1 protein-coding gene is annotated in these 2,062 nt (G+C 51.7%); it reads left to right on the top strand.

Translation table 11 applies throughout. The annotated features are described in order from the left end of the window. The first annotated feature begins 30 nt into the window (after positions 1-30). Positions 31-2,019 carry a serine/threonine protein kinase gene (locus HV796_RS41875; RefSeq protein WP_175233495.1) on the top strand — a complete coding sequence of 663 codons (1,989 nt, stop codon included), beginning with the start codon at positions 31-33 and terminating at the stop codon, positions 2,017-2,019. Positions 2,020-2,062 lie beyond the last annotated feature (43 nt).

Genomic DNA, 2,062 nt, shown 5'->3' with positions numbered 1-2,062 from the left:
CCAAAACCCTTAATTCGAGCGTAAACTAAAATGACCAAAATAAACTTTCCTACGGAGCTCAATAATCGGGTTGGTGCATTTCACGCAGATCAGGATCACAAGGCGCGGAAACTGGAGCAGCGCGTCACCGCGCGGAATCACAAGGCACAGGATTTCGCGGTGCCCAGAGCGGCGGAAAGCGTGGCGATCATTGAGGCGGCCCACGGATCACCTAGCAGTTCGTCCAGAATGGTTCCCTCGCAGACACCTCACTCGCTTGCCATCGTCACCTTTTTATCTGCGCTGCTGGGCGGTGGCTTTGCAGGCCGGGCCAGTACACGTTCCCATTGGCAGCCGGAATCAAACGCCAACGGGATATGGACGAGCAACCAGGCACCGTTCGTGCCGTCTCAGCGCGTTGAGGTTGGCCCGGGTGTTCGGGTTGACGGAAGACTTTCAGTCGTCACCATTCTGCTCCCCGCAGGTCGCTCGCCGAGGAACAGTTCGTCCTTTTTGCGGGCAAGGAGTAATCGAGCGGCGAACCCGGAGTCTCAGGGTGTAGTGATACCCCTCGTCCGCGCCCATAGCCGCCGGGAGTTGGCGAGCCGGGCACTTCTTGAGGCAGGGCTGGATCCACAAAAAAAATACGATGTCCGCGATATTTTCCCAACGGGTTCCGAGGTACCGGGAGATGCGGACGTTGAACTCTCGATGAGCCTGCTGGACATCTATGTCGAGCACGGAAAGATCAAAATTCCTGCATTGGCTCGTCGCGTTAAAGACGCACCAGACCTGAGCACGTTGCCCGACTTAGACACGTATTTCGACTCTAAATTCGAACGGATGATGAAGGTGCAAGAAGCTGACGTAACGAATAAAATGCGAGGTTACCTTCACGGGCTCGGCATTAACGTCTGGTCAACCCCGGCGACGGTATTTTCTGTTGGCGGAAGGTCCGAAATCGCGAGCTCTGGATCGCCCTTTTTCGGCGTCAGCGACGGACGATATGGCTATATCGTTGATATTGGCAAAGGCGATTCGAAAAAATCGTACGCGGCCTCCATGTTGAACGGCGAGCTGGTCATCGACAAGGTAACGGACCTAGGCTGGACTTCCGCTAACCTGCACAAATTTTTTGGATATCGTAAAAAGAGCCCCGCTCTTAAAAGATCACTGAAAGATTTTGTGCGGACGACGGATGCCGTAAAGTTTGTTGCGAAAAGACTTGTTGATGCAACAAAAGGTAAGCAATGGGAACATGCCTTTCAAAGGACCGAAACCGAAAGGTATGTCGACGAGTATCGCATGGAGATTGCTGCAGTCGGTGCAGGCATGGTGCCAGTGGGCGCCGCGCTTAAAAAAACAGTCGGCGTTTTCAAGGCCACCTCAACCGCTTCAAAAGGGGTTACAGGCGGTTCCCGTCTCTACAAAGCGGCCACGAATATCGGGGCGGTGAAGAGTGCTGCGCATGAAGTTGGTGCGCTGAAAAAGATAGTCGGCACTGGAGTGGCCGGCAAGGTCTATCAGTCGGATGGGGGCTACTTGATCAAAGTATACAATAACCCCATAGGTATAAAGAACGGTAAAATCTACCAGTCAAACTTGGATAGTGCAAAAAATAGTGCAAAAGCACTCAAGCGGCTTTACGGCGAGGACTCCGCGAAAGTGGTATTGAAAGACGGCCCCTATCCGACGCAATCGATCGTCACATTACAAATGAAGAGGATTCCCGGTGAATCTCTGGAAACCATACTGAATGGCGGGAACCCGGAAATCATCGAGGAAGTCTTGCGTCAATCCAGAGATAAGTCTACGACAAAGGCGCTGATTGATCGGTTGCAGGCGAAAGGAATTGTTCACCACGACATTAATCTGGGAAATATTTTGTATGACAGCAAGACGAGACAGTTTAATTTAATAGATTTCGATAGAGCCACCTTCGATCCTTTAACCAGTTTACAATCTGCAGATATGTTAAGGAAACTCGAGTTTGACTTCGCGGAGTTTTCCCGGCGAAGCGGCCTATTGGGAATTATGTAAATCATGACATCACCAAAGTTCGGGTCGCTTCCAGCGGTTTTGT

Origin of the sequence: Paraburkholderia humisilvae, from assembly GCF_902859855.1 — a bacterium.
Lineage (GTDB): Bacteria > Pseudomonadota > Gammaproteobacteria > Burkholderiales > Burkholderiaceae > Paraburkholderia > Paraburkholderia humisilvae.
The sequence above is the reverse complement of the archived record's forward strand: the minus strand, read 5'-3'. Positions and strand labels throughout refer to the sequence as shown.

What these genes read in the sequence shown, in the direction of transcription:
- HV796_RS41875 (WP_175233495.1), top strand. Translation starts at nt 31, where the DNA reads ATGACCAAAATAAACTTTCCTACGGAGCTCAATAATCGGGTTGGTGCA.